Origin of the sequence: Myxococcus sp. AM011 (assembly GCF_013372595.1) — a bacterium.
Lineage (GTDB): Bacteria > Myxococcota > Myxococcia > Myxococcales > Myxococcaceae > Myxococcus > Myxococcus eversor.
Genome location: NZ_JABXEM010000090.1, coordinates 17,915 through 38,026 on the forward strand (window position 1 = coordinate 17,915; position 20,112 = coordinate 38,026).

Below are 20,112 nucleotides of genomic sequence, written 5' to 3' on the forward strand. Positions count from 1 at the left end.
ACCATGAGCGACCAGGCAACCCAGCAGATGACGCAGAGCCCGGTGCCTGGCCCCGCGCCCGTGGCCAAGGCCGCCCCCAAGGGCATCGTCGTGGCGGACAGCGCGGTGGCTCGGTTGAAGGAGCTGCTGGAGCAGCGCCAGACGCCCGACGCCGGCCTGCGGCTTGCCGTGAAGGGTGGCGGGTGCTCGGGCCTCCAGTACTCCATGGAGTGGTCCGAGAAGTCCCGCGAGCGCGACAAGATTTTCGAGCGGGACGGCGTGCGCGTCTTCGTGGATCCGAAGAGCTACCTGTACCTCATCGGCACGGAGCTGGTGTTCGAGCAGACGCTCATGGCCTCCGGCTTCAAGCTGAACAACCCCAACATCAAGGCCGCTTGCGGCTGCGGAGAGAGCTTCTCCGTCTGAGTGGGGACAGTCCCCGTCCCTTCCCTTCTGGAAGGGACACCGTCACGCGGGGTCCGGCCAGCCGCCGGGCCCCTTTCGTTTGTCCGCCCCACACCCCCATGGAGCACACCGAGTGAGGACCCACTTCGACGTCTTCGGGCTGCCGCGCGCCTATGACGTGGACGTGCCCGCGCTGGAGAAGCAGTACCGCGAGCTTTCGCTCCAGCTCCATCCAGACCGCGTGGCCCAGGCCGACGCGCGCGAGCGCCTCAAGGCCCTGGAGGCGACGACGGCCCTCAACGAGGCCTTCAAGACGCTGAAGGACCCGGTGCGCCGCGCCTTCTACCTCCTGAAGTTGCACGGGGTGGACCTGGACCGCGAGGACGCGGGCGCGCAGAAGGACATGCCCCTGGAGTTCCTCGAGGAGGTCATGGAGCTGCGCGAGGCGCTCGACGGGGCCATGGAGAAGAAGGACCTCGCCCGCGTGCAGGCCATGGGCGGCCAGGTGCAGGGAAGGCGCAAGGCGGCGCTCGACGAGGCGGCCGGTGTCCTGAGGGCGCTGGAAGGTGGGGGGCCAGCGGAGGAAGCGCCGGCCCAGGTGAGAAAGGCATCGCACGCGCTGGGGCGGGTGCGCTACTTCACGCGCTTCCTCGAGCAGGTGGACGCGTTCGAGGAGGAAAGTCTGTCGTGAGCAATAACGGCTACCTGCAGATCCACGACCCGCTGAAGCCCAAGGGGCAGGCGGTGGGCATCGACCTGGGCACCACACACTCACTCGTCGCGGCGGTGGCGCAGGGCAAGCCCCGCTGCGTCCCGGTGGACGAGGGCGACTCGCTGCTGCTCCCCTCCGTCGTGCACTACGGCAAGGACGGCGGCGTGCTCGTGGGCGTGCGCGCCCGTGCGCTGGCTGGCGAGCACCCCACCGACACCATCGCCTCCGTGAAGCGCTACATGGGGCGAGGCCCCGACGACGCGGAGACGCGCAAGCTTTCGCACTACAAGTTCGTGCCCGGCGCCAACGTGGTGCGCTTCGACGTGGCCGGCGGCAACCCGGTGACGCCCATCGAGGTCTCGGGCGAAATCCTGCGCGCGCTGAAGCGCCGCGCGGAGGCCCACTTCTCCATGAAGGTGGAGCAGGCCGTCATCACCGTGCCGGCGTACTTCGACGACGCCCAGCGCCAGGCCACCAAGGACGCAGGGCGGCTCGCGGGTCTGGAAGTGCTGCGCCTGCTCAACGAGCCGACGGCGGCGGCGCTCGCCTACGGGCTCGACAAGGGCAGCCAGGGCACCTTCGCCGTCTACGACCTGGGCGGCGGCACGTTCGACATCTCCATCCTCAAGCTGGTGGATGGCGTGTTCGAGGTGAAGTCCACCGGCGGCGACTCCGCGCTGGGCGGCGACGACTTCGACCGGGCGATTGCGTCACAAGTCTTCCAGGCGCTCGGCATCACCGAGCCCTCCCCTTCCCTCGTGGCCCAGACGCTGGCGGCCTCGCGCGAGGCGAAGGAGGCCCTCACCGACGCGCCCGAGGCGACCGTCACCGTGGGCGGCCAGTCGCACACCGTGAAGCGCGCGGACTTCGACGCCTGGATTCAGCCGCTGGTGAACAAGACGGGCCTCGTGTGCCGTCGGGCACTGAAGGACGCGGGCGTGGTGGCTGGGGAGCTGGACGGCGTCATCCTCGTCGGAGGCTCCACGCGCGTGCCCGCGGTGCGGCGCTTCGTGGCGGAGGTGTTCGGCCGCGAGCCGCTGGGCGACATCGACCCGGACCAGGTGGTGGCGCTGGGCGCCGCGGTGCAGGCGGACCTGCTCACCAACACGGACCGTCAGGACGAGGTGCTGCTGCTGGACGTGATTCCGCTGTCGCTCGGGTTGGAGACGATGGGCGGAATCACGGAGAAGTTGATTCAGCGCAACTCCACCATCCCCACGGCGGCGGCGCAGGTGTTCACCACGTTCAAGGACGGCCAAACAGGCCTGGACGTGCACGTGCTGCAGGGCGAGCGCGAGCTGGTGGAGGACAACCGCAGCCTCGCGCGCTTCACCCTCTCCGGCATCCCTCCGCTGGCGGCGGGCATGGCGCGAGTGGAGGTGCGCTTCCAGGTGGACGCGGACGGCATCCTCTCCGTCTCCGCGAAGGAGCAGAGCACCGGCGCGGCGCAGTCCATCACCGTCAAGCCGAGCCACGGCCTCACCGAAGAGGAGATCGAGCGGATGCTGCTCGACTCCATCGAGTACGCCGAGGACGACATCCAGGCCCGTCAGCTGCGCGAGCAGCGCGTGGACGCCGAGCGTGTGCTGGCCGAAGCGGACCGGCAGTTGCGCGAGCATGGTGCGCTGCTGGAGGGCGACGAGAAGGCCACCATCGACGCGGCGCTCGCGAAGGTGCGCGAGACGGCCCAGGGCAAGGACTACCTGAAGCTGAAGGAGGCCGTGCACGCACTGGACGAGACGTGCCGCCCCTTCATCGAGCGGGTGATGAACCAGGCCATCACCCAGGTGGTGGCTGGCCAGTCGGTGGAGGACTACTGACGTGCCCAAGGTGACTTTCAAGAGCCCCCTGGCCGAGGTCAGCGTGGACGTGCCCCCGGGGACCATCCTCCTGGACGCGGCCGAGCAGAGCGGTGCCCAGGTGGGCCATAGCTGTGGCGGTGTCTGCGGCTGCTCCACCTGTCACATCTGGGTGCGCAAGGGCCTCGACTCGCTGAGCGAGCAAACGGACGCGGAGGCGGACCGCCTGGACATGGGGTTCGACGTGCGTCCGTACTCGCGGTTGAGCTGCCAGACGGAGGTCAGCCAGGAGGACGTCACGGTGGAGATCACCGAGGAGTCCCTTACCGCGTTCATGGACGAGAACCCCGTCATCCGCCGCGCCCTGGAGTCCGAGGGGAAATGGCCGCTGAAGAAGTGAGGTTGTTACGTAGTTCTTGACGGCGCGGGGCAGGACTTCTATATGTCCGCCCCATCGCAGCAACGCCGCGACGAAGAACCACCTGCCCAGGTGGTGGAATTGGTAGACACACTAGATTCAGGGTCTAGCGCCTGCAAGGGCATGGAGGTTCGAGTCCTCTCCTGGGCACAAAGTTGAGAAGGGGTCCTGGTTTCAAACCAGGGCCCCTTTTCGCTTTTCAGGGCTGCGATTGCCCCACGCTCACGCCCTCACGGTGGCGCCGGCTCCACGGACTCGTGGGCCACGTGGCTCGCGGCCTCGCGCGCCAGACTGCCGCCCTTGCGCAAGTCGCGGATTCGAATCTTCCGGACGTAGACGGAGATGGCCCCCACTCCCGCCTGACTCAGCACCGTCCCCAGGTGGGTGAGCGTGGCGAAGGCCGCCGCGTCCTCGGGGCTGGCTCCCAGGGTGCGGGCCGCCCAGCTGGTGACGAAGTAGTAGATGCCCATGCCAGCCGGGACACCCGGGAGCGCCTGCCCCAGGGAGATGGCCCCCAGCACCACGGCGCCCGCGAAGAGGCCCCCTTCGATGCCGATGCCGTGCAGCGCCAGACCGTAGGCCAGCGCGGACGCCATCACCGGACCCACCGAGAAGAAGAGCACCTTGCCCATGCCCCGGAAGGAGCGCGCGGAGCCCAACCCGTCGCTGACGTGGTGGAGGAAACCCTCCAGGCGCGGGAAGCGGTGTCGACGGTGCAGCCAGTTCGCCAGCGGCGCGGACCAGTGGGCCAGCAGCACGACGAGGGCGACGAGCCCCACGCACAGGGACACCGCCACCTTGAGCTGCCCCTGGAAGCGGGAGAGCGTGGCACCGAAGGGCCCCAGCAGGGAGAGCGTCACCAGCAACATCAGCGCGGCGAACTCCATCAGCTTGCAGACGCCGACGGTGCCCAGGCAGCGCAGGAAGGGGATGCGCTCGGTGCGCGACAGGAGGAACGAGCGGAGGATGTCGCCCAGCTTCCCCGGCAGCGCGTTGTGGACGAAGGCGCCGATGGCGACCAGGTGGTAGCGCTCGCGAAAGGGCACGCGCTTGCGCAGCGTGCTCTGCCACTGCACCGCGCGCAGCGGGATGATGGAGCCCTGGAGCAGCACGAAGGGCAGCAGCCACACGAGGTGGCCGGGCAAATCCCTCAGGAAGTCCCCCAGCGGGAAGCGCGGCACGAGCAGCGGCCCCGTGCCTTGAAGGTTCCACCGGAAGAAGGCCGTGGAGAGCAGGACGACGGACAGCGCCAGCCCCACCACGGCGAGCAGCACCTTGGGCAGGCTCACGCCGCGCGCCGAAGGTCGGGGCCACGAGCCCCTGATGCGAGGTGGCTCGGGCGTCACTGGACCCACCGCAGTTTGAGCGCGGGCTCCAGATAGGCCTCCGCGAGCAGTTCGTGCAGGTCCGCGCAGTGGCCCAGGCCGGACAGGTCCACGGGCGCATCGGCGGGCCAGCACACCAGGCTGTTGGCCTCCGTGCGCGTCAGTCCGCCGTGCGAGCCGAACTCCCAGGCGAAGCCCACCGTGCCACCTCGTTTCACCGCCTCACCGAAGAGGACCAGGTCTCCCGCGGTCTTCATCGCCGGCAGGCCCTTGAGGAAGTCCGCCACCGCGCGGCGGCTGTACTCGGGAGCCAGGGGCGCTCGCTCGATGTCCTCCGGGCCGTACACGCCCCCGCGCACCACCGCCACCGCGGAGTTTCCCCGGCGCATCGCGACGATGCCGATGTCCGCGCTCCGCGTGGCGCGCGCCAGGACTTCCGGGTGACGCGCCAGCACCGTGCGCGCCTCCAGCGGCTCGCGCGCGCCGGAGAGATAGACATGGGCGAAGTTGCCGCACTCGATGATGACGGGCTTGAACGGCTCGCGCGCCACGGTGTCCACCTCCGGGAGCGGACGTCCCTCGCACAGGCCACGCGCCACGTCGTCGGACAGCGGGACACGCGCACCCTGCAAGAGCATGGACTCCAGACGCACCCCCTGACGCTGCTCCAGCGGAAGGCTGTCCACATGGCCGTGGTCCGAGAGGATGACGACGTCGTATGGCCGCTCCACCGAGCGCGACATCGCATAGAGCTCCGCGAGGTACGTGTCCACGCGGTGCAGCTCCGTCAGCGCCAGCTCCGAGCGCGGCCCGCGACGGTGGGCCACCTCATCGTAGTTGCCGTAGACGAGGTAGATGGCGGGAACGCCGCGCACCATGTCCACCAGCGCCTTGGTGTGCGCGAAGCTCCAGCCCAGGCGCTGGAGGAACACGCGGCTGAGCAGGAAGGACTGCTCGTGGCGCCAGTCGTGGAGTGAATGGCCCCAGTGGGCCACCTCGCGCGCTGAGTGCCAGGTGTCCATTCCGAACGAGCGAAGGAAGTCCCAGGTGCCCCGCGTGCGGCCCGCGGCCAGTCCCATCATCTCGTAGGAGAACGAGCGCGACATCAGCTTGAAGCTGCCCAGCGTGCTCATACTCCACGCGTTGTCCGCGCCCGCTCGAAACAGCGAGAAGTACCCGTGGCCACCGCCGTCCAGCAGGCTGTCGCGCCCCGCGCCTCGCAGCCGTTGATCGACGAGCAGTGCGTCCGAGGGCACGCTCATCTTCACCTCGCGGCCCAGCTCCCGGTCGTACCAGGAGTAGGCAGGCAGGTTCGATTCGCGCATGCCGTACAGCAGGCCCGCCTGGAAGTAGGGCGTGGAAGTGGGCGCGCCCCAGAAGGCGTCATCCAAATGAAACGAACCCGAGCGGATGAGTCGTGAGAAGAACGGCATCTTCCCGGCGACAATCGCCTCATCCAGAAGGGCCTTTGGTACTCCGTCTAAGTGGACAATCAGGAGGTTCCGACGTCGGTGCGCCGCTGCCGGCGGAACTTTCGCGCGAATGCGACGCGCAAGCCCGTGGGCCCACATCCATGAAGCTGGGGTAATGACACCACTCACGTTGACGCCTCCCCTCCCCCGGCAGGCAAAATGAGCACTTGGGGGGACGGCCGCCTTCAGCCGAAGGCAGCTCTCCTGGAAAGCAGGCGGGCAGGTAGCGCCGTCCTTCAGTCGGGATGGAACCGACTCAGAGAGGCGTCACCACGGTCCCCATGCTGATCTCCGCCGTCCTGCTCGCAACCCTCGCCGCCGCCCCGGTGCAGACACCGTCTCGGCCGGCGCCGGGATTGCCGCCCGCGAAGACGGACTCGGGCGCGGACATCATCGCGCTGCCGATGATGACGTTCAGCTCGGACAGCGGCATCAGCTACGGCGCCGTGGGCGGCATCTACCTGTATGGCCCCGGGAAGACGCCCTACGCGCATGGCATCGGCGCGCAGGTGCTGTTCAGCAGTCGCGGGGTGCAGAGCCACTACCTGCGCTACGACGGGCCGCGCCTCATCGGTCCGCTGCGCCTGGAGGCCGGACTCGAGTACCGCCGCGAGCTGCGCAGCCCCTTCTTCGGCGCGGGCAACCTGTCGGCGCCGGACTTCAAGGGTGATCTGGACAACGAGCGCTTCACCTTCGACAAGGGCTCGCCGGGGGCATGGGTCCGCCTTCGTGGCCGGCCGTTCGGCCCCACGCATCCGCTCCAGTCCTACGTGGGCTACGCGTGGCGCAACACGAGCGTGAGCGCGGAAGACCAGTCCATGCTGACGCAGCAGCAGCCCATCGGAATCGAAGGCGGCTCCACCGGCCAGCTCCTCGTGGGAGCGCTGTGGGACACGCGCGACGACGAGACGGATCCGCTGGAGGGCGGCGTGGAGGAGCTGGCCCTGCGCGTGTCCGGGCAGGCCACGGGCAGCCGCTACCAGTACGTGGGAATCACGTTGAGCGAGCGGCGTTATCTGCGACTGTCGTCGCGGCTGACGCTGGCGCAGCGGCTCACCCTGGACATGCTCTTCGGCGACGTGCCGTTCTTCGAGTGGAGCAACACCGGCGGCGTGAATGTGTCGGAGGGAATCGGCGGCATGAGCAGCGTGCGCGGAATCGAGCGCAACCGCTTCTCTGGCAACATCAAGGCGTTCAGCAACACGGAGCTGCGCTTCCAGGCCGCGCAGATGCAGGTGTTCGGAAAGAACATGAAGGTGGGCGCGGTGATGTTCCTGGACCTGGGGCGCGTGTGGCACCCGGGCGTGCCGGACGGCAAGTGGCACGAGTGGCATCCGGGCATCGGTGGAGGCCTGCGCCTCACCCGCCGCGCCGCCGTGGTGCGCATGGACTACGCCCGCTCCACCGAGACGGGCCGCCAGCGCATCTACATCACCTTCGGCCACATGTTCTGAAGAGCCCCGCGCACCCGCGCTGGACCTGGACTCAGACGCGCGCGTCCACCCAGGCGCGCAGCCGCGCATCCACCTGCGTCTCGCCCCGGACGCCCTGCTCGGCCTCCAGCAGCAGCGTGTGGAAGCCGCGCGACTCCAAGCCCTTGCACAGCTCCGCGCGGGCCTCCGCGTCGGGGGCGAAGAGGATGCAACCGTCCCCGCCCCCCGCGCCGGACAGCTTGCCCACGCAGCCATAGGCCGCCGCCATCGACAGCACCCGGCGCATGGCTTCCGTCTCCAGCGGACCCAGCTCCAACAGCAGCTCGTGCTGCGCCTTCACCGCCTCGGAGAAGCCCCGGAAGTCCCAGCCCGCGAGGCCGTCCTCCATCACCTGCCCCACCGCGTTGGAGCGCTCGACGAAGGCCTGACGCCCTGCCTCCTCCAACCGCGCTTCCACCTGGCCAATCAGCACCCGCGTGGACGCGCTCTCACCCGTGAAGGCATACGCCATGGCCACCCGGGGCACCGGCAGCCGCCACACGTCCACCGAGGGCGACTCCGTCAGCGCCGCGCTCAGCCGGCCGCCATTGCTCGCGTCGGCCAGGGGCGTCACGTCATAGCGCCGGTAGCGCAGCACGCCGCCCGCGAAGCTCGCGGCCACGTCCCCGCCGCTGCCCTTGCCACCCTGCCCCAGCGTGTGCGCCAGCAGCGCCAGCTTCAGCGCGTCGTAGCGCTCCTCCAACACGTAGCGCGCGCCCTCGGCCGCCAGCACCGCCGCGCACGCGCTGCCACCCATGCCCAGCTTCTGCCCGTTGGGGCCCACGGCGGAGGGGGCCACCGCGAAGTCGAAGCCCTGGCTGGCTCGGCCGTGCGCGCGCAGCGCCTCGTCCAGCGTGCGCGCCACGAAGGAGAAGCCCGCAGGCACCTCGCGCTCCCAGCGCACTCCCTTGGGCGTCATGCTGCCGCCCAGGGAGCCCTCCTCCAGGCAGACATGCACGCGCGCATCCTCGCGGCGCCGCACGTAGGCCGCGGTGCGGGGTGCCACCGCCGCCACCCGCGCCACTCCGCCCCACAGCACCGCGTACTCGCCGGAGACGAACAGCTTGCCCGGTGCGGAGAGGGCGCGCTCCATCAGAACAGGTGCTCCTGCTTGAGCACCGCATCCCCGCCCGGCACGCAGCGAATCACGTCCAGCGCGCCACACGCGCGCGCCAGCGCCTCCGCGGCGACTTCGTGCGCGGCGTCCGTCAGCAGCACCGGGTTGGGGCCCGCATCCAGCGTGAACCAGACGGGGATGCCCTTCTTGCGGTGCTCGCGCAGGTGTTGGATGAGGCCCAGCGTCGCCGCGTTCAGGTAGCAGAGCGGAGGGTCGGCCGCGAGCGACGTGGAATGCATCCGCCACGCGTTGCGCTCACACAATTCACCCAGCGCCTGCAAGTCCCTGCGAGCGATGTGCGCGCGGGCGCGCGGCACTTCCTCTTCCGCGTCCCGCACCCAGGCCGCGTAGTACGGGCTGGTGTCCACCGTCTGCTTCATCCCGTCGCGGGACTTCACGTCCTTCTCGCCCCTGTCCAGCACCGCCACCACCATGCGCAGGTCCGGCCAGTGCGCCGCGTCGAAGCGCTGCACCGCGAAGCTGTCGTCACCATCCGGACGCTCGCCGCGCTGCCACTCGCAGAAGCCGCCCTCCACGCTGCGACACGCGGAGCCGCTGCCCAGCCGCGCCAGGATGCTCGCCGCCCTCGAATCCGCCGGCAGTCCCGCCGCCGCGCGGCCGGCGACCGCGAGCGCCGCGAAGCCCGCCGCGCTGCTCGCGAGCCCCGCCGCCATGGGGAAATCTCCGCGCGAGACGACCTTCGCCGGACCCAGCGCGTCCTTCGTCTGGGCGCGCACCGACTCCAAGAGGCGCAGCACGCGCTCGCGCTCGCTGCCCTTGGACGTGTGGCCGTTGATCTCCACCGCGTCACTCGACACGCCGAACTCCACCGTCGTCGTCACCGACAGCGGCGACAGCGTCAGCGACAGGCTGGACTGGTGCGGAAGGATGAGCGCGTCGTCCCGCTTCCCCCAGTACTTCACGAGGGCGATGTTGGGATGCGCCAGGGCTGTGGCTTTCATGGGAACACTCACGGCGCTCGCGGACCCGCGAGCTGGCTGCTGAAGCAGCGCACACCGAGGCGGGTGAGCTGGACCACCGCGGCCTCCGGTTCGAGGAACAGACCGACCACGGCCCCGCCATCCCCACCCGCTCCGGTGAGTTTGGCGCCCAGCGCCCCCAGGCCACGCAGTCGATACACCATCTCTTCCAACGGCGGCGAGGACAGGCCCAGCGCCGCCAGCAGGCCCTGGTTGACGTTCATCGCGTCCCCCAGCGCCTCCAGGTCCCCCGCCTCCACCGCCTTCGCTCCCTCCGACGCCAGCCGCCCCATCTCCGTGAAGAGGCGTCGGTAGCGCTCGGGCCAGCGCGCCTGCCGCTCCCGCAACGCCCCCACCGTCTTCTTCGTGGGGCTGCGCTCGCCGGCCAGCGCCACCACCACCTTCAAGGGGCGGGGACTGTCCACCGTCCTGCCACGCCCCACCGTCGCCGCGTTGGGCGTGCGGCGATAGAGCAGGAGCCGCTCCTCCGCGCTGGTGGTGTGGTCCACCCCGGAAGGCGTGCCGTGGAACTCCTGCTCCATCTCCCACGCCACCCGCGCGGCCTCTCGCGGCGTGGGCTCCTTGCCCGCCGCCAGCAACAACAGCCGCGCGCACGCCACGGACAACGCGGCGGAACTGCCCAGTCCGGCCGACAGCGGCAGCTCCGGGTCCAACGTCACCTTCACCAGGGGCTCACCCACCAGCTTCGCCGCGCGCGCGAAGGCGACGGTGAGCAGCGCCCGCTGCCCCCGGCTCAACGTGGACGGAAGGGAGAGCTGACACTTCTTGGACGGAACGCCGCGCGCCTTCACGCCTTGCGACAGCGGGCCCGCCAGCGCGGGATGGCCGTACACGACGCTGTGCTCACCCAGCAGGATGACCTTGCCGGCGCCGAACGTGGACAACGAGGACGGGGTGCTCACGGCGCTCAGAGTGTCGTGCCCGTGGCGGCGGCGGCGTCCTCGGCGGACAGGCTGGCGAGAATCTCCCGCGCCTTCTCCACCTTCACGTGGCCCGCCTTCACCAGCAGGTCCGCCAGCTTCTCCACCCAGTCGCCGCGCGCGCCCGCCGTCACCGCCACGCAGCGCGCGTGCAGCGCCATGTGGCCCTTCTGGATGCCGATGCTGCCCAGCGCCCGGAGCGCCGCGAAGTTCTGCGCCAGCCCCACCGCCGCGAACACCATGGACAGCTCACGCACGCTCGAGGCGCGCAGGAGCTTCAGCGACGTCTGCACGCCCGGGTGCACCTTGATGGGGCCGCCCACCAGGCCCAGCGCCAGCGGCAGCTCGATGCGGCCCACCAGGTGGCCTTCCTCCAGGTACCACGTCGACAGCGGGCGGTACTGACCGCCACGGCAGGCGAACGCGTGCGCGCCGGCTTCAATCGCGCGCCAGTCCTGCCCCGTGGCGATGGCCACCGAGTCGATGCCGTTCATCACGCCCTTGTTGTGCGTGGCCGCGCGGTACGGGTCGGCTTCCGCGAAGCGGCTGGCCTGGGCGATGCCCTCGGCGATGGTCTCACCGGGCATCTCGAAGTCGGCCAGCATCGCCAGGGGAATCCGGCACGTGGCGCGCGCCAGCCGGCGATCCGCCAGGTTGGAGAGGATGCGCAGGTACACCTTGCCGCCGGTGATCTGCTCCACCAGCGGCGCCACGCCCTCCGCCACGGTGTTGATGAGGTTGGCCCCCATCGCCTCCTGCGTGTCGATGAGGATGTGCACCACGAGCAGCGGCTCGCCGCGCGGGCCCTCGGGGGCCGGCAGCACGCGCACCTCCACGTCCTTCGCCCCGCCGCCTCGCGCCACCATGGCCGGGTGGAAGCTGTTGGCCAGGGCCAGCAGTTGCTCCTTGTGCGCCAGAATCTTTTCCGTGGCCTCGGTCGGGTCGCCGTAGCGCGTCACCTGGACCTGGCCAATCATCATCGACTCGTCGGCCTCGGCGTAGAAGCCGCCCGCCTCGCGGACAATCTTCGCGGCGAACGACACCGCCGCCACCACCGACGGCTCCTCCACCGCCATGGGCACCAGGTAGTCGCGGCCGTTGACCTGGAGGTTGAGCCCCACGCCCAGCGGCAGGGAGAACGTGCCCACCGCGTTCTCAATCATCTGGTTGGCCAGCGCCGGCTGCAGGGCCTCGGCGCCGTGAAGCTGCTCCACGTCCGCGGGCGACAGCCGCAACATGCGCGCCAGTTGCGCGACGCGCTCGGCCATCGGCAGCTTGTGGAACCCGGAGAGCCGGGACGTCACCGTCTCAGACATGTTGAGTCTTCCTTCTTCCCGCGTCGATGCGCACGGCGGCTACAGCGCCGTCATCCAATCCTTCAACACTCCGGTCACCACCCGCGGCCGCTGCCTCAGCTCAGCGCAGCTTCTGCTTCCCGTGAGCACGAGCGCCTGTCGCAACCCCGACAGGATGACCTCCAGCGCCCGCTCCGCCGCCTCCACCCCACCCGCCTGTTGCGCCCGGAACAGCGGCAAGGCCATTCCGCCCAGGTCCGCTCCGAGCGCCAGCAGCTTCGCCACCTCCAGCCCCGTCCTCACGCCACCGCTGCCCACCAGTCGGACTTCCGGCCCCACGGCCGCGCGCACCGTCGCCACCGCCGCCGCCGTGGGAATGCCCCACGCGCTGAATTCAGCCCCGACCTGGGCTTGTACGCCCGATGCCCGAAGTTGTTCCACGCGAACCCAGGACGTGCCACCCAGGCCCGACACATCCAGGTTGCGGACCCCCAACTCCACCAATCGCCGGGCCACGTCCGGGCCGATGCCGCATCCGGTCTCCTTCACGAGCAGCCGGTCACCGAAAGCCTTCACCAACGCGGCCACCACGTCGTAGCCGCCCCGGAAATCCCTGTCGCCCTCAGGCTGGGTCAATTCCTGCCCGGCGTTGAGGTGCAGCGCGATGCCGTCCGCGCCAATGTCCTCCATCAACCGCCGCACCCCGTCCACGCCCAGCCGCACTGCTTGATAGAGACCGATGTTGCCCAGCAGCGCCACCGAGGGCGCCACCTGCCGCACCTGGTACGACGCGGCCCGCGACGCATCCTCCGCCATGGCCCGCTGACTTCCCACACCGAAAGCCAGACCATGGCGTTCCGCCAGCAATGCGAGGTCGCGATTGACCGCGCCCGCACGCTCGGTGCCGCCTGTCATTCCGGTGACGAGCAGCGGATGGCGCAATTGCTTTCCAAGAAACGGGGTGGAGAGGTCCACGTCCTCCACGTCCATCTCCGGCATGGCGCAGTGAACCAGATGGACGTGCTCGAGAAGCGTGCTGTTCTCGACGGGCTCGACGTCGCCGGTGGCGCACAGGTCGAGGTGAGCGTCTTTACGCCGCGCTGTGATGTCCTCGACCATGTGAGAAGCGACCCGTCCCAAGTGCCCGTCAGGGCGTGTAAGTGCCCGATGGCTCGTGGGTTTCCTAGCAAGCGCAAGGGGACGGGCGCAAGCCAAAGGGCTCGAGCGGCCCGCCGTGGCGACTCAATGGACGGCTCGGGCTGCTGAACGGTATGAGGCCCGCATGAGCACGCCCCTGTCACCCAAGGTGGTCGTCTTCCTCCACAGCGGAGATTACGACCGGGTACACCAGGGACTGTCCATCGCCGCCGCGGCGACAGCCTCCGGCCGACGCGCGGAGGTGTATCTCTTCTGGTGGGCGCTCGAGCGCTTCTTGCGCGGCGACCTGGACGAGCCTGACTTCCCGGGCCGGGCCGACATCACCGACCGCTTCGAGTCGAGGGGCATGCCCACGCTGCGCGCGCTGCTCGAGCACCTGACCGAGTCCGGGCTGTGCACGCTCGCGGGCTGCACGGGCTCGCTCGGCGCACTGGGGGGCGAGCCGGAGACCGCGAAGAGTGGAATCGAGTTGTGGCTCGGATGGAGCGCCATCCTCCAGCGCACCGCAGGCGTGACGGACCGCTTCTACCTCTGACCCGCATGCGCCCCGGCCGCGCTCCACCGGGGCGTGCGCGCGTGCCATCAGTGTGACAGCTTGAAGCCCAGAATCACCGTGCGAGGAGCGTTGGGCCGCGCGCCAAACGGACGGCGGGAGACGATGTCCGCCGCGTCGAGCACGTTGCGTGCGCTGAAGTAGACCTGTCCCCAGCGGGAGAAGTTCCAGTTCGCGTTGACGTCGAACGTGAGCAGGGAATCCGTCAGCTCACCCGGCGGTGCCTCGCCCTGCCCCGCGGACTCGCGCATGGTGTCGACATAGAGCGCGCTCAGGATGACGCCGCCCAGCGCGCCCTCCACACCCGCCGACGCGTAGAGCTGGTGCCGGGGCACGTAGGGAAGCTCGTCTCCCGCCTTCACGTCGCCGAACTGCGGGTCCGCCGAGCGGAAGTCGTTGAGCAGCTCCGTGCGCGTGAAGGTATACGAAGCAGAGAGGGGGAACGTCACGCCGCCACCGGGGCGGAAGGTCTTCTCCGCGAAGACCTCCAGGCCGTAGATGTGGGCCTGGCCCGCGTCCGTCTGCCGGTCCAGGTCGTCGTCCACGCAGCCGCTGGAGAAGGTGCAGATGGCGGTGAGGTTCGAATAGTCGTTGAAGAAGCCGACGACCTCGAAGCGCTCGCCCCGGCGCGTCCAGCGGGCGCCCGACTCGTAGTTGATGCTCTTCTCCGGCTTCACCGAATCAGGCTGGCCCGGCGAAGGCGGCGAGAAGCCCCGGTACGCGCCCGCGAAGACACCCAGGTTCGGCGTCAGCGCGCCGTAGGCCCCCAGGCCCGGCATCAGCACCTCGAGCGCGCCGTCCGTGTCCTCGCCGGTGATGCGGTCATACGAGCGGGAGCGGATGACCTCCAGGCGCACGCCCGGCGTGAGGACGAGCGGCCCCCAGGCGATGGCGTCCGTCACGTGCAGCGCGAGGGCGTGGGTCGCGTCCTTGTTGTCGGCCGTGGTGGACGTGGGCGCGCCGGCCAGGACGAGGGCGCCGCCCGCCATGCGGTATGCATCCTCGGTGTGCTTGCGGTCGATGCTGTCGTAGTGGAAGCGCGCGCCGACCTCCAGGCTGTGACTCAGCGGGCCCGTCGTCGTCGTCCACCGCGCGATGCTCTGGAGTCCCTGCGAGACGAAGGTGCGGTCATTGGGGCCGATGAGTAGCGTGTCCTGCGTGGATGACGTGTCAATCTGGCCGGTGAGCACGCCGTAGTAGATGGCGTTGCGCGCGCTCGTCGGGTCCGCGAGCACGGGGGCGATGGCGGCGCCGCCGAAGCGGTTCAACTTGCGCCACGCGCGCGAGAGGTCGTTTCGGTAGAGCGTGGTGGTGAGGGCCAGCGAGCCGGACTCCAGCACGTGACTGGCCGCCACCTGGGTGCGGTGCCACTTCATCCGGTCCAACGCGCTGGCGACGTAGCGGCGCAGCGGATTCTCCCGGAAGTCCGCATCGGACAGGCCCAGGTACGTCTCGTTGGACAGCTCATCGGAGTAGCCCAGCTTGAGGTTGAGGCTCTGCCGGACCTCTCCATCGGGCACCAGGCGGTAGCGGGCCTTCGCCATCCACTCGTTGCGCCGGAAGCCCGTGGTACCGCCGCCGTCCAGCTCCTTGAAGCCGTTGCTGCGCAGGTGGATGCCCTCCACCAGGAAGCCCGCGCGCTCGGTGCTCGCGCTGAAGACGCCGTGCGCCTTGCCGTACAGATAGCCGCCTCCGGCGATGTCCAACCACGCGGACTCGGACGCGGAGATATCGCGGGTGAGGAACTCCACGGAGCCCGCCACCGTCTGCGGGCCATGCTGGATGGCGGAGGGGCCCTTGAGCACGCGCACCGACTGCATGCGGGTGATGAGCGGGAAGAAGTAGGCCGCGGGCGCGGAGTACGGCGCGGGACCGAAGAGGACCCCATCCTCCAGCAGCGTCACCTTCTTGCTGCGGTCCGGATTCACGCCGCGCAGGCCCACGTTCGGCCGGAGCCCGAAGCCATCCTCGCCGCGCGCGTAGACGCCGGGCACGCTCGTCAGCACCGCGCTGGGGTCGTCCTTCTCGTAGCGCTCCAACTGCGAGGGCTTGAGGACGTGGACCGAGCCGCTGGTGCGCGTCTCCGAGGTCCCCACCACCACGCTCTCGAACTTCCGTTGACCGGCCTCGGGCACGACGGCCTCGGACGCGACGGGCTCGGACGCGACGGGAGGAACCTGGACGGGTGCTTCACCGGCGACAGCGGGCTCTTGCGCCGGAGCCAGGGGGGCATCCTCGGGCCGCGCGGGGGGCGGCGCTGACTCCGACGGCCCTGGCACGACGACCGGTGCTTCTGGAGTGGCGGCCTGCCCGGTGGGCGCTGCCGTCTCCTGTGGCACGGACTGGGCGGCCGACGACGTCACGACTCCCAACATGAGCATCGGAGCCGTCCAGCTCCACGCCCGCCTCGACCTGCCCTTGAACCATGCCATCTGCGAAGAACGCCCTTGTCTCGATGGTGTGCGGTGGCACTGCGCCAGAAACCAGGAAGCCGGGGTGGCCGGGCCCCGTGAAGGGACCCGACTCCCCGGCTTCAGGACTGGGTGCTACGAGCTGTTCGCGTTACTGCTTGTCGGCCGTGCCGGCGACGACGATCTTCCCGTCGGACTGCACGACGATGCCGCGCACGGTCTCCTCGGTCTTGCTGGCGATGAAGTTGTGCTTGACGATGCCGCCCGTGCCGAACGTGGTGTCCAGCTCGCCGGCCGTCGTGTAGCGCACCACCACCATCTTGTTGTCGCCGCCCTCGGTGACGAAGCCCGCCGCGTAGACGCGGTTGGACGCGTCGAAGGCCACGGACCAGAAGCGGTCATGGTCCGTCTCGGAGATGGTCGCGACCTTGGCGACCTCCGTGCCGTTCGCGCCCACCGGGATGATGGCCAGCACGCCGTCGTCATCCTGTCCGCCACCGGCACGGTAGCCGGCCGCCGCCACCCAGTTGCCGTCCGCGGACTTCGCCACGCCGAAGAACGCCTGCTCCGGACGCTCGAAGTCGTACAGCTTGTATCCTTCCGAGGCGAACGTCGTGTCGCGCGCGCCGTTCTTGTCCGTCACGAACACCAGACCGGAGATCTTCTGCGCCGCCGGCGTCGCGCTGCCCACGGTGACAACGCGATCATCACCGAGGACCACCAGGTTGCGGCCGCGGTCGTTGTCGTTGACCAGGTCCAGCAGGGCGACACCGCCCGTGCCGAAGTTCATGTCGCGCTCGCCCGTGGCGGTGTACTTGAAGTTCACCACGTCCACCGTGCCGGAGGACGCGCTGCGGCCGTAGCCGGTGGTGACGTAGCTGCCGTCGGAGAACTGGCCCACCTGGTACGCCTCGGCCATGCCCCACTCGGGGTTGCTCGCGCTGACGGGACCGAACGGCGCGTTGTTGACGACGCCCTTCCACCCGAAGGTGTTGTCCAGCGCGCCCGTGTCATCCAGGCGCGCCAGCACGATGCGGTTGGCCGCCTGCGTGCCCACGCCCGTCGGCTGGCTGGTGTAGCCCGACGCGACAATCTTGCCGTCCGCCTGGACGATGCCATAGCGCGCGCCGTCGCTCAGGTTGGAGATGTTGAGCGTGTGCACGCCGTCGGTGCCGAACGTCGTGTCGCGGGCGCCGTTCGCCGTGAAGCGCACCACCACGCGGTCCGCGTCGACGCGGTCACCCTCGCCACGGCGCGAGCCGAAGACGACGAGCCGGTTGGTCGCATCCGCCGCCAGACCCCACACGGAGTCCTTCGTTCCACCCGCCACGGTGCTCAGGTCCATGCGCGTGGTGCCACCGGCGCCGAACGTCGTGTCCAGCGTGCCGTCCGTGTTGAAGCGCGCCAGCGCGATGTCCGCGTCCGACACCGTCGTCACCGGGCCCGCGTCCGGCGTACCGGAGTCGGGGGTGCCCGAGTCGGGCGTTCCAGAGTCCGGCGTGCCGGAGTCCGGCGTGTTCTGCGGATCCTTCTCGTCGTCATCGCCGCACGCGCTGCCAAAAACGGCCAACGTGAGCGAAAGGACCGCCACGCCCACAAACGACTTGCGCTGCTCCATCCGGCTCTTCATGTGCATCCCTCTCCCGAGTAATATTCCGTAACCTGCTAACGATAATCGTTCTCAAAATTGAAGCGGGCTCGTAAAACGGATTCACACGGGCTGTCAAGAACTCAAGCCTCGAGCCCCCTGCCATTCACGAGAGAAGCGAGACCCCATGAACACCCAGACACCGGGCCTTTTCCGCGCGCGCCGCACCCGCACGCTCCTGCTCATCACGGCCTTGACGTGGCTTCCGGGCTGCAAGGAGTCCGACAAGGGCAAGGACGACGCGGGGCCGGGCGGGCCGGGCGAAACGGACACGACGCGAGCGGACCTCTTGAAGGCGACGGGCGTCTGCGTGGAGAAGACGGCGCGCCAGTTCCTGGAGGCGAGCACCGCGCTGACGGGTGCGGTGTCGCGGTACGCGGGCCAGCCGGACACGGCGACGCGGGAGGAGGCGCGCGCGGCGTTCCACGCGGCCATGGACGTGTGGCAGGTGGCGGAGGTGATGCAGGTGGGGCCCGCGGCGCCTCGCAGCGCGGCGGGCGGCGCGGAGCTGCGCGACAACATCTACTCATGGCCGCTGGTGAGCCGCTGCGCCGTGGAGGAGCAGGTCGTCAGCAAGAGCTATGAGACGGCGGGCTTCCCCACGTCGCTGGTGAGCCGGCGCGGCCTGTACGCGCTGGAATACCTGCTGTTCCACGAGGGGGAGGAGACGGTGTGTCAGCCCACCTCGCCCATCGTCGCGCAGGGCACGTGGGCGGCGCTGTCGTCGGAGGAGCGGGCCTCGCGCAAGCGCGCCTATGCGCTCGCGGTGGCGCGGGACGTGAATCAGCGGGCGACGCTGCTGGTGAAGGCGTGGGCAGCGGACCAGGACAACTTCGCCAACACGCTGGCGACCGCGGGCTCCGGCAACACGGTGTTCCCGACGAACCAGGCCGCGCTCAACTCACTGAGCGACGCGATGTTCTACTTCGAGAAGGAGGGCAAGGACCTGAAGCTGGCGCGGCCCCTGGGCATGCGCGAGTGCTCGACGGACACCTGCCCGGAGCATCTGGAGTCGCAGTTCGCGGGCCGCTCGAAGGCGAACCTGCGGGCCAACGTCCGGGGCTTCCGGCTGCTCGCGCAGGGCTGCGGAGAGAACTACGCGGGCACGGGCTTCGACGACGTGCTGGTGGCCGCGGGCGCGGAGGCGCTGGCGCAGAGGCTGGTCGAGCGCATCGTCGCCGCCGAGGCGGCCTTCGGCACCATCGAGGAGGAGGACCTGAAGCAGGCGCTGGCCCAGGACAAGCCGTCCGTGCGCGCGCTCCATGACGCCTTCAAGGGCGTCACCGACGTGCTCAAGACAGAGCTCGTCACCGTGCTGGATTTGGAGCTGCCTCAGTCCGTCGAAGGGGACAACGACTGAAGCGCCGCCACCTCGGGGCGGGCCTGCCCGGCGACGGCACGCCCGCTCCCCTGGTCGACGTCCAAGCGGCGACGCAACCCACTGGATTCATTACGATTTCCAGGGGCGTTCATTGACGTGCCGGCCCGCCTGTTTACGTTTCTGAAGCCCCTGACGGGGGAAAGGAACGAGACGACATGGCACTCACTGGCACCCACGAAACTTCCCGGAACGGCGGCGGACGTCCGGCGCTGCACGGCGGCGGTGGGTGGCACCGCCTGGGCAACGCGCTCAAGACGACGGTGCTGCTCGCGGGCCTCACCGCGCTGGTGCTCGTCATCGGCCAGCGACTGGGCGGCGCCCAGGGTTTGATGTTCGCCGGCTTCTTCGCCGTGGTGATGAACTTCGGTTCCTATTGGTTCAGCGACAAGATTGCCCTGGCCATCCATGGAGCGCGGCCGTTGCCCTACGAGCAGGCGCCGTGGCTGCACCAGATGGTGGAGCGACTGGCGACCCGCGCGGGAATGCCCAAGCCGAAGGTCTACATCCTGCCCACGCGCGCGCCCAACGCGTTCGCCACCGGCCGCAATCCCAAGCATGCCGCCGTCGCGGTGACGGCGGGCATCATGGACATCCTCGACCAGCGTGAGCTGGAGGGCGTGCTCGCGCATGAAATCGGGCACGTGCGCAACCGCGACACGCTCATCGGCACGGTGGCGGCCACGCTGGCCGGCATCATCAGCTACGCGGCGCAGATGCTCTTCTGGTTCGGCGGCTCCATGCTCAGCCGGGGCGATGACAGGGAAGGCGGCATCGGCAGCGCGTTCGCCAACCTGGGCCTGCTCCTCGTCGCGCCCATCGCCGCCACGCTGTTGCAGCTCGCCGTGAGCCGCTCGCGCGAGTACGGCGCGGACGCGACGGGCGCCGAGCTGAGCGGAGACCCAGACGCGCTGGCGGATGCGCTGCTCAAGATGGAGCGCGGCGCGGAGGTGATGCCATACGACAGGGCGCCGGCGACGTCGCACCTGTTCATCGTCAACCCGCTGCACCGGGGGGGCGTGATGGCGCTGTTCTCCACCCACCCGCCC

Annotated in this window: 17 protein-coding genes and 1 tRNA gene; 9 read left to right on the top strand and 9 right to left on the bottom strand. The window is 69.7% G+C overall.

What is annotated here, in order from left to right:
* The first annotated feature begins 3 nt into the window (after positions 1-3).
* The 5 genes from HUW62_RS19975 (at position 4) to HUW62_RS19995 (ending at position 3,463) form a co-directional block, all read left to right on the top strand.
* Positions 4-405 carry an iron-sulfur cluster assembly accessory protein gene (locus HUW62_RS19975; protein WP_163862288.1) on the top strand — a complete coding sequence of 134 codons (402 nt, stop codon included), beginning with the start codon at positions 4-6 and terminating at the stop codon, positions 403-405.
* A 112-nt stretch (positions 406-517) separates the two neighbouring features.
* Complete coding sequence (gene hscB / locus HUW62_RS19980; RefSeq protein WP_163862285.1) at positions 518-1,075, top strand: Fe-S protein assembly co-chaperone HscB; 558 nt, start codon at positions 518-520, stop codon at positions 1,073-1,075.
* Positions 1,072-2,916, top strand: a complete 1,845-nt coding sequence (gene hscA, locus HUW62_RS19985; protein ID WP_163862283.1) for a Fe-S protein assembly chaperone HscA — start codon at positions 1,072-1,074, stop codon at positions 2,914-2,916. Before hscB ends, hscA begins: the two co-directional genes overlap by 4 nt.
* Before the next feature lies 1 nt (position 2,917).
* Positions 2,918-3,295 carry a 2Fe-2S iron-sulfur cluster-binding protein gene (locus HUW62_RS19990; protein ID WP_163862280.1) on the top strand — a complete coding sequence of 126 codons (378 nt, stop codon included), beginning with the start codon at positions 2,918-2,920 and terminating at the stop codon, positions 3,293-3,295.
* An 84-nt stretch (positions 3,296-3,379) separates the two neighbouring features.
* Positions 3,380-3,463 (top strand) — tRNA-Leu (locus tag HUW62_RS19995).
* A gap of 80 nt (positions 3,464-3,543) precedes the next feature.
* Here the strand turns inward: HUW62_RS19995 and HUW62_RS20000 are convergent.
* Both HUW62_RS20000 and HUW62_RS20005 read right to left on the bottom strand, forming a co-directional pair.
* On the bottom strand, positions 3,544-4,596 hold the full coding sequence (locus HUW62_RS20000; RefSeq protein ID WP_217911443.1) for a lysylphosphatidylglycerol synthase transmembrane domain-containing protein: 1,053 nt from the start codon (positions 4,594-4,596) through the stop codon (positions 3,544-3,546).
* Between the two features lie 59 nt (positions 4,597-4,655).
* Positions 4,656-6,209 carry an alkaline phosphatase family protein gene (locus HUW62_RS20005; protein ID WP_176435333.1) on the bottom strand — a complete coding sequence of 518 codons (1,554 nt, stop codon included), beginning with the start codon at positions 6,207-6,209 and terminating at the stop codon, positions 4,656-4,658.
* A gap of 182 nt (positions 6,210-6,391) precedes the next feature.
* Here HUW62_RS20005 and HUW62_RS20010 point away from each other — a divergent pair, with 182 nt between their 5' ends.
* Positions 6,392-7,564 (top strand): BamA/TamA family outer membrane protein, encoded by a 1,173-nt coding sequence (locus tag HUW62_RS20010; protein ID WP_163862277.1) that lies wholly within the window; start codon positions 6,392-6,394, stop codon positions 7,562-7,564.
* Between the two features lie 31 nt (positions 7,565-7,595).
* Here the strand turns inward: HUW62_RS20010 and HUW62_RS20015 are convergent, their stop codons facing one another.
* From HUW62_RS20015 to fni, 5 genes are read right to left on the bottom strand one after another with little or no spacing between them, the layout of a single operon-like run.
* Positions 7,596-8,675: a mevalonate kinase gene (locus tag HUW62_RS20015; RefSeq protein ID WP_163862275.1), complete on the bottom strand. Its 1,080-nt coding sequence runs from the start codon at positions 8,673-8,675 to the stop codon at positions 7,596-7,598.
* Positions 8,675-9,661: a diphosphomevalonate decarboxylase gene (mvaD, locus tag HUW62_RS20020; RefSeq protein WP_163862272.1), complete on the bottom strand. Its 987-nt coding sequence runs from the start codon at positions 9,659-9,661 to the stop codon at positions 8,675-8,677. The genes HUW62_RS20015 and mvaD overlap by 1 nt, the downstream gene beginning before the upstream one ends.
* A gap of 8 nt (positions 9,662-9,669) precedes the next feature.
* Positions 9,670-10,602 (bottom strand): mevalonate kinase, encoded by a 933-nt coding sequence (gene mvk, locus HUW62_RS20025; protein WP_163862269.1) that lies wholly within the window; start codon positions 10,600-10,602, stop codon positions 9,670-9,672.
* A gap of 5 nt (positions 10,603-10,607) precedes the next feature.
* Positions 10,608-11,936, bottom strand: a complete 1,329-nt coding sequence (locus tag HUW62_RS20030) for a hydroxymethylglutaryl-CoA reductase, degradative (RefSeq protein ID WP_163862266.1) — start codon at positions 11,934-11,936, stop codon at positions 10,608-10,610.
* A 39-nt stretch (positions 11,937-11,975) separates the two neighbouring features.
* Positions 11,976-13,034, bottom strand: coding sequence for a type 2 isopentenyl-diphosphate Delta-isomerase (gene fni / locus HUW62_RS20035; protein ID WP_176435327.1), 1,059 nt, complete (start codon positions 13,032-13,034; stop codon positions 11,976-11,978).
* Between the two features lie 163 nt (positions 13,035-13,197).
* Here fni and HUW62_RS20040 point away from each other — a divergent pair, with 163 nt between their 5' ends.
* Entirely contained in the window at positions 13,198-13,608 is a 411-nt protein-coding gene (locus tag HUW62_RS20040; RefSeq protein ID WP_176435328.1) for a hypothetical protein, read from the top strand.
* Positions 13,609-13,655: 47 nt separating this feature from the next.
* Here HUW62_RS20040 and HUW62_RS20045 read toward each other — a convergent pair whose 3' ends face one another.
* Together HUW62_RS20045 and HUW62_RS20050 are read right to left on the bottom strand one after the other, a co-directional pair.
* On the bottom strand, positions 13,656-16,058 hold the full coding sequence (locus tag HUW62_RS20045; RefSeq protein ID WP_163862260.1) for a TonB-dependent receptor: 2,403 nt from the start codon (positions 16,056-16,058) through the stop codon (positions 13,656-13,658).
* A 130-nt stretch (positions 16,059-16,188) separates the two neighbouring features.
* The gene (locus HUW62_RS20050) at positions 16,189-17,667 is read right to left on the bottom strand and encodes a hypothetical protein (RefSeq protein WP_176435329.1); all 1,479 of its coding nucleotides are present in this window, start codon (positions 17,665-17,667) and stop codon (positions 16,189-16,191) included.
* A gap of 145 nt (positions 17,668-17,812) precedes the next feature.
* Here HUW62_RS20050 and HUW62_RS20055 point away from each other — a divergent pair, with 145 nt between their 5' ends.
* Entirely contained in the window at positions 17,813-19,045 is a 1,233-nt protein-coding gene (locus HUW62_RS20055) for an imelysin family protein (protein ID WP_176435330.1), read from the top strand.
* Positions 19,046-19,221: 176 nt separating this feature from the next.
* Positions 19,222-20,112 (top strand): zinc metalloprotease HtpX (locus tag HUW62_RS20060; RefSeq protein WP_176435331.1); only part of this gene is annotated, 891 nt, incomplete at its 3' end.